Raw genomic sequence first — 6,167 nt, 5'->3', positions numbered from 1 at the left:
AGGCCAGCGCAAGCTAAATGTTAATAATTGTACGAAAATAATCTAACTTATTATCAAGATTGAAAAAATAGTTTTTTCTGATAGTTTTTAACTGCTGTTTTGTATAGTACAAAGGTATTAGTTTTTAAATTTATTTTACGGTTGCTGGCGAAATTGACACCGATTTTGATCGCAGGATCCTGTGGATTGATCGTGCCGGTTTCAAAAGCGCATAGCAAATTCGCTCACTCATCATACTTGTATTGGCTGAACAGCTGTTGGGCGGCCAGCCAGATATCACCAACTTCACCTGAACCCACGGTATGCTCGTTTACTTTTAACACCGGGGCAATTTCTTTGCTGGAGCTGGTCAGCCAGATTTCATCAGCGGCGAACACTTCCTGCTCGGAAATATCGCGCTCTTCTACTTTAATGTTGCTGTGTTTACGCAGAATATTTAGTAGTAATAAGCGGGTTATACCCGGCAGTAGTTTAGTGGTAAGCGGCGGCGTGGCAATAACGCCGTTTTTTATTACAAAGACATTTACTGCGGCGCCTTCGGTTAAGTTGCCATCTTTATCAAACAGCAGAATTTCCTGGGCACCACTGGCGTAACCCTGCTGATAATGCAGCACATTACCCAGCAAGGAGGTAGATTTAATATGGCAGCGCTGCCAGCGTAAGTCTTGCCCCGTTACCACATTATAGGTAGTGGCTTTACTTTTATCAGCTACCGGCTCAGCAGCAATTGGGAAGGCATAGGCAAATACCGTGGCTTTGATATTGGCCGGAAACGCATGGTTGCGTTTGCTGTCGGTACCACGGCTAACCTGAATATATACTGCCTGATTGTCGCCATTAATGTGCTGATTATCGGTTAGCAGGCGCTGGCAAATGGCTTGCCAGTCGGCAAGGTTAAGGCCTGGGTCAATCGACAGCTGGGACAAGCCATCCTGCATCCGGGCGATATGCGGCTTAAAACCAACAAAACGGCCGTTATAGCTTGGGATCACTTCGTAAATGCCGTCGCCAAATAAAAAGCCACGGTCCATTGGCGAGATTCTGGCTTCGCTTGCCGGGATAAAGTCGCCATTTAAATACACTATGCTCATGCTGTTCTCACTTTAAAAACGGTTGTGCGGAAACGACAATCTGGCAATGAAACCGAACCGGTTTACCCACACCAACACGCCGTAAATACATCCCTGTAGGCTCGATTCGGCCGTCCAGGCCTGCAACGGTTGGTTTAGGGTAAGCCGATTCTATTTCTGGTACGTCATCAAAAGCTTTTGCAAATCACTAATCAGTTGCTCGCCTTCAGTATGAGCCAGGCCATCTTCGGTTAAGGTATTAAGCCGGGTTACGCCATCAACACTGCCGTTGTCGGATAAAAACTGCAAAATAGCCAGCGGATCAGCACCTGCTAATAAATCACGGCCCTGTAGTACCGATACCATGGCAATAATACCCCAGGCTGCCCAGTTAGACACGTCGGCAACCACCAGTTCGTCACACTCGGTTACTGCCGGGGTAATATTCAGCTGGCCTAAAAACGCTGCCATATTACCCATGCCTATTTCATTGCCGCCATCGCCAATGCCAATAGTGGGGCAGGCGGCCAGGCTGACAAAATGGTCAAAACTGGCGCAGCGTTCGGTAATATCTTCGCCGCGCATATTGGCGTAGCGGCCATCGCTGGTAAAGCCGGGCCGTTCAATAGAGATAATTAATTGTGGTTGCAGCTCTGCCAGCGCCTGGCTGGCGATTACCGGCAGGTTTTGCTGCTGATTCACCCTAATCTGATAAGTACGATAGCGGCTGGCGAGGACCTTGCAAAGTGGATCGCCGCTGACCAGTATCGGCTTGGCGCCCAGCTGCTCCAGCAACTGATACAGGGCAATAGCGCCGACCGGGCCATCGGTTTCGAAAGTATCGAGTACCGGAAAGCCGGTGCCAATCAATACTGTGCCCCGGCACTGGTTCAGCAGTCTGGCGACACGCAGGATATAACCGGGGCGCAGCTGTTGCTGCAGCAGTTGCATACCTCTTAAATTACGGGCCACTAGCAGGTTTTCTATCTGCTGACTGACATAACGCAAATCATTGGCCATTGGCTGCTCCGCTTTGCCGGGGACAGGGCGTACCGCTAAGCGTGGCTAACTGTCGCTGAAACCGGGCCTGGGCCAGCAGCAGCGCATTATGCGCCTGCTGCGGGTCAATTTTGACAAACTGCACGACAGTGCCGGGTGCAGCCTGTGCCAGTTGCCAGCAGTCGAGTGACAGTACGCTGCCGATCTTCGGATAGCCGCCGAGCGTCTGCCGATCATTTAACAGCACTATTGGCTGGCCGTCGGGCGGAATTTGCACAGCGCCGTAACAAATGCCTTCAGATAGCAGATTCGCGGTGTTGCAGCTGATGGCAGGGCCGCTGAGTTTAACCCCCATCCGGTCGGCTTTTGGGGTGACAGTAAAACTATTAAGATAAAACCGCTGACATGCTGTTCTGCTGAATAACTGCTGCTGATACCCTTCGACGAGGCGCAGGGTCAGCCCCCTGCTGAAATCAAAGCCGGGTTGAAAAGATGCTGCCAGTTGCCGGGCGGGCAGCACCGCACCGGGCGTTACCGGTAATTTATCGCCGGTTTGCAGCTTAGCACCGTTCTGATAAAGACCACCAATGCCCTCGCGCATTACCGTGGCACTGCTGCCAAACTGGTGCGGTATCGAAAATCCGCCTGCGACGGCCAGATAGGCTCGTAAACCCTGATTTGCCATACCAAGCTCTATGATGTCGCCGCTTTGCACAGTATGACTTTGCCACAGGGCGCTGGCTTTACCATTTATTGTTAAGCTAAGGCTGGCGCCGGTAACTGCAAAAGTCGCCGTACAATGAGCCCGTAGCTGCAGGCCGCCAATAGTACACTCTATCAGACTGGGATCGGGGCTGTCAGCTGGCAGCGCCTCTGCGTTATTTCCTACCAGTGCATTGGCCCATTGGGCAGAGCCAGCATCAAGCGGCCCGCCATTGGTCAGGCCAAGCGCGCTCTGGCCAAAACGGCCCCTGTCCTGGATAAGACTCAGCACGCCGGGGTTTAGTACTTCAAAATGGCTCATAACTGGCCACCTAAAGCTAAAAACTGCTGTTTGCTGATAGCAACAAACTGCACTTCGTCGCCTACGGCTACCGGCATCGCGGGTTGCTGCTCGGGCTGAAACATCGGCGTCGGGCACAGCCCAATTAAATTCCAGCCGCCGGGTGATACGGCCGGATACACGGCAGTCTGGCGGTCGGCAATGGCCACCGCACCACGTGGTACCTTTGCGCGCGGTGTGGCTAAACGCGGCATTGCCAGTTGCTCGGCAACTTCGCCAAGGTAGGCAAAGCCCGGGGCAAAGCCAATAGCATATACCCGGTAAACCTGCTGCTGATGCAGTTTAATCACTTCGTCAATTGTCAGCTGTTTGGTTTTGGCTATCAGTGCCAGATCAGGGCCACTTTGCTCGCTGTAATACACCGGTAATTCAACGCGTCGGCCCGCTTGCTGTTCGCCAGTGGTCAGCTGATTTAGCGCCTGTTGCAGCAAGTGTTGCACAGTAAAATGATCGCAACTAAAGGGATTAAATACCACCATTACTGAGGCATACGAGGGCAGCAGCTCCAGCAGGTGAGAACCCAGGGTGTCGCGGATAAGTGGGCCTGCCTGCTGGACTAAACCTGCAATACCGGCCGCCATCTTTTGTTCAAAATACACCATCACCGCATTTTCGCCGGCAACGGTTAGCTGGTAAAGCGGTGCTGTCAGGTTAGTGTTCATATCAGTGCCCAGATTTATGCCGGTGTCCGGCTTAACAAGGCGCGGATTTGTGCTACCTGCTCAATGGCACCCGGGTTATCGCCATGCACACACAGCGTGTCGGCATTTAGTGCCAAGCGCTGGCCACTGCTGGTGGTGACACTGCCATCATTAATTAACTCACTAACCTGGGTCAGCACGTCGGTACCATGCAATACGGCACCGCTGGCGCTTCGTGGGGTCAGTCTGCCTTCATCGGTGTAGCGCCGGTCAGCAAAGGCTTCAAATAGCAACTCAACCTTAAGTGCGGCTGCCTGAGTGCGGTAAGTGTGGCGGTTATTATCGGCCAGCAGCATTAACTTAAGGGGTTTGTGGTAGCTGGCGATAGCTTGCACCACGGCCTGCCAGACGGCCGGTTTGCTCATCATATCGTTATACAGTGCGCCATGGGGTTTTACGTAGCTCAGGCTGACACCCTGCGCCAGTGCCATACCGTCCAGCGCAGCAATTTGATAGTGCAACAGGTTTATAATTTCGTTATGTGAGCACTGCATACTGCGCCGGCCAAAGCCGTTTAAATCAGGATAAGCGGGGTGAGCCCCCACTTGTACACCATGCTGCTTGGCCAGTTGCAAAGTGCGCTGCATCACGTCCGGGTCGCCGGCATGAAAACCACAGGCAATATTGGCCTGGTCGATATACGGCATAACCTCGCTGTCGAGGCCCATGGTCCAGCTGCCATAACTTTCGCCTAAATCGCAATTCAGTAGCATGCTGCCTCCTATGGCAATATCGCTATAAGCGATAGATCATAGTGGTAATGTTTTCCGGAATAATAACGGCTAAGGAATAAATTATTCATGTTGTCGGGCCAATAAGCAATAGCCCGGGGTAAGGTATTACTGAAACTAGCAATAAAGGCTGCTAATACCAGTAACCCGCAGCCGCGGGTTACCGCAGAGGTAGCTGAGACGATTAACGATAAAACGCCTCAACCCGGCCTTTTAACGTCATTAATAACGGTTGGCCACGCCGGTCCAGTGCTTTGGCAGCAGCTGCTTTTACCCAGCCTTCGCTGATACAATATTCTTCTATATCAAAGCGTTCTTTACCGTTGAGTTTAATACCCACATCGTATTGAAAAATGTCTTTTACATAATGCGGGCTGCGCGGGTTAACCGACAGCCGGTCGGGTAAGGCCGGACGGCCCTGATCGTCATTTACCGGTTCCGAAGTGGTTGTATCATTCATGGCTTGAGCCTTAATAAAGAAAATGTACGCCATTGTAGGCAAAGCCGGCAGGCGGCTCAATAGTGTTCGCAACAAACATACTCAAGGAACACCGGCTGCAGCTGAAAACCCGCTTCGGTTTAAAACACCGACAGTTTGCTGTTGGGGATATCGGTTATCAGCATATGGCCCGGACTGTGGGTAATACAGAATTCGACGCCGGCATTGGCAATGGCCACCTGCGGGGTAACACCACAGGCCCAGAACACCGGTACTTCACCCGGTTGTATCGTTACCGCATCACCGTAGTCGGGTTTATCGATATTGCTGATACCAATAGCGGCCGGATCGCCAAAGTGCACCGGCGCACCATGCACCTGCGGGAAACGTGAGCAAATCTGAATGGCGCGGATAGCGTCAGCGGGTTTCATTGGCCGCATACTAACCACCATACCGCCGTGAAACACGCCTGCAGCAGTACAATTGATATTAGTGCGGTACATGGGGACATTAACCTGTTCGGTAATATTGCGGATTTCCAGACCATCGGCCAGTAGCGCTTCTTCAAACGAGAAAGAGCAGCCAATCAGGAACGTGACCAGATCTTCCCGCCAGTACGATGCGACATCAGTCACCTCATTGCTCAGCTTACCGTTTCGAAAAACCCGGTATCTGGGTAAGTCGCTACGGATATCCAGCTGTGCTGCCAGTGCAGGCATATCGGTGGCACCGGGGCCTGCTGCCATACCCAGTAACGGGCAGGGTTTAGGGTTGAAATGGCAAAATTGCAAAAAATCGGCGGCATATTGCTTTGGCAAAATGACCATATTGGCCTGGACAAACCCCGGTGCCAGCCCGGAGGTGCTGCCACTGAACTGACCACTGCGACACTGCTGGCGTATTTGCAGCGGGCTAAGTGACTGGATATGAGGGCTTATCACGTTCATTTGGTTTTTCCTCAGGCATTACCGTAGATATCTTTGTTGGCCAGCCAACGCCGGATAAGTTGCTGACAAGCGCTTTTGTCATGTTGCCATAGTTTAGCGGCCAGTTGCCGGGCATGTGGAATAAGCTCTGCATCACGGTTGATATCGGCAATTTTAAACTGTAACAGGCCAGTCTGGCGGGTGCCCAAAAGCTCGCCGGGGCCACGAATTTCCAGGT

General features: G+C 52.1%; 8 protein-coding genes. All 8 read right to left on the bottom strand.

Annotated elements, in window-relative coordinates; all coding sequences use genetic code 11:
- Positions 1-224: 224 nt before the first annotated feature.
- Complete coding sequence (locus R3177_RS12385; protein WP_318971341.1) at positions 225-1,091, bottom strand: D-amino acid aminotransferase; 867 nt, start codon at positions 1,089-1,091, stop codon at positions 225-227.
- A gap of 150 nt (positions 1,092-1,241) precedes the next feature.
- Complete coding sequence (locus R3177_RS12380; protein WP_318971340.1) at positions 1,242-2,090, bottom strand: glutamate cyclase domain-containing protein; 849 nt, start codon at positions 2,088-2,090, stop codon at positions 1,242-1,244.
- Entirely contained in the window at positions 2,080-3,093 is a 1,014-nt protein-coding gene (locus R3177_RS12375) for a biotin-dependent carboxyltransferase family protein (RefSeq protein ID WP_318971339.1), read from the bottom strand. The genes R3177_RS12380 and R3177_RS12375 overlap by 11 nt, the downstream gene beginning before the upstream one ends.
- Positions 3,090-3,794, bottom strand: a complete 705-nt coding sequence (gene pxpB, locus R3177_RS12370) for a 5-oxoprolinase subunit PxpB (protein WP_318971338.1) — start codon at positions 3,792-3,794, stop codon at positions 3,090-3,092. Before pxpB ends, R3177_RS12375 begins: the two co-directional genes overlap by 4 nt.
- 14 nt (positions 3,795-3,808) lie before the next feature.
- Entirely contained in the window at positions 3,809-4,546 is a 738-nt protein-coding gene (locus R3177_RS12365) for a 5-oxoprolinase subunit PxpA (RefSeq protein ID WP_318971337.1), read from the bottom strand.
- A gap of 202 nt (positions 4,547-4,748) precedes the next feature.
- Complete coding sequence (locus R3177_RS12360) at positions 4,749-5,024, bottom strand: DUF3297 family protein (RefSeq protein ID WP_318971336.1); 276 nt, start codon at positions 5,022-5,024, stop codon at positions 4,749-4,751.
- Positions 5,025-5,143: 119 nt separating this feature from the next.
- Positions 5,144-5,950, bottom strand: a complete 807-nt coding sequence (locus tag R3177_RS12355; RefSeq protein ID WP_318971335.1) for a putative hydro-lyase — start codon at positions 5,948-5,950, stop codon at positions 5,144-5,146.
- An 11-nt stretch (positions 5,951-5,961) separates the two neighbouring features.
- Positions 5,962-6,167, bottom strand: a 206-nt coding sequence (locus R3177_RS12350) for a hypothetical protein (protein ID WP_318971334.1), incomplete at its 5' end; no start/stop codon positions are given.

This window comes from Arsukibacterium sp. (assembly GCF_033722355.1).
Taxonomy (GTDB): domain Bacteria; phylum Pseudomonadota; class Gammaproteobacteria; order Enterobacterales; family Alteromonadaceae; genus Alishewanella.
Note: the sequence above shows the minus strand (reverse complement) of the source record. Positions and strands in the feature narration are given on the sequence as shown.

Excerpts from the sequence above, each read along its gene's own strand:
- R3177_RS12385 (WP_318971341.1), bottom strand. The coding sequence starts at position 1,091 with ATGAGCATAGTGTATTTAAATGGCGACTTTATCCCGGCAAGCGAAGCC.
- R3177_RS12380 (WP_318971340.1), bottom strand. The coding sequence starts at position 2,090 with ATGGCCAATGATTTGCGTTATGTCAGTCAGCAGATAGAAAACCTGCTA.
- R3177_RS12375 (WP_318971339.1), bottom strand. The coding sequence starts at position 3,093 with ATGAGCCATTTTGAAGTACTAAACCCCGGCGTGCTGAGTCTTATCCAG.
- pxpB (WP_318971338.1), bottom strand. The coding sequence starts at position 3,794 with ATGAACACTAACCTGACAGCACCGCTTTACCAGCTAACCGTTGCCGGC.
- R3177_RS12365 (WP_318971337.1), bottom strand. The coding sequence starts at position 4,546 with ATGCTACTGAATTGCGATTTAGGCGAAAGTTATGGCAGCTGGACCATG.
- R3177_RS12360 (WP_318971336.1), bottom strand. The coding sequence starts at position 5,024 with ATGAATGATACAACCACTTCGGAACCGGTAAATGACGATCAGGGCCGT.
- R3177_RS12355 (WP_318971335.1), bottom strand. The coding sequence starts at position 5,950 with ATGAACGTGATAAGCCCTCATATCCAGTCACTTAGCCCGCTGCAAATA.